Annotated in this window: 1 rRNA gene; it reads left to right on the forward strand. The window is 55.1% G+C overall.

Features of this window, described 5'->3' with window-relative positions:
- Positions 1-404, forward strand: a 16S ribosomal RNA gene (locus ACM6IR_RS25085); the annotation flags it as partial.
- Positions 405-459: the final 55 nt, after the last annotated feature.

Consider the following 459-nt stretch of genomic DNA (forward strand, 5'->3'; position numbering starts at 1 on the left):
GGTGGGCACTCTAAGGAGACTGCCGGTGACAAACCGGAGGAAGGTGGGGATGACGTCAAGTCATCATGGCCCTTACGGCCTGGGCTACACACGTGCTACAATGGTCGGTACAGAGGGTTGCCAAGCCGCGAGGTGGAGCTAATCCCAGAAAACCGATCGTAGTCCGGATCGCAGTCTGCAACTCGACTGCGTGAAGTCGGAATCGCTAGTAATCGCGAATCAGAATGTCGCGGTGAATACGTTCCCGGGCCTTGTACACACCGCCCGTCACACCATGGGAGTGGGTTGCACCAGAAGTAGCTAGTCTAACCTTCGGGAGGACGGTTACCACGGTGTGATTCATGACTGGGGTGAAGTCGTAACAAGGTAGCCGTAGGGGAACCTGCGGCTGGATCACCTCCTTAATCGACGACATCAGCTGCTCCATAAGTTCCCACACGAATTGCTTGATTCATTGAA

The sequence above is a fragment of the Pseudomonas sp. IT-P253 genome (assembly GCF_949768125.1).
Taxonomy (GTDB): domain Bacteria; phylum Pseudomonadota; class Gammaproteobacteria; order Pseudomonadales; family Pseudomonadaceae; genus Aquipseudomonas.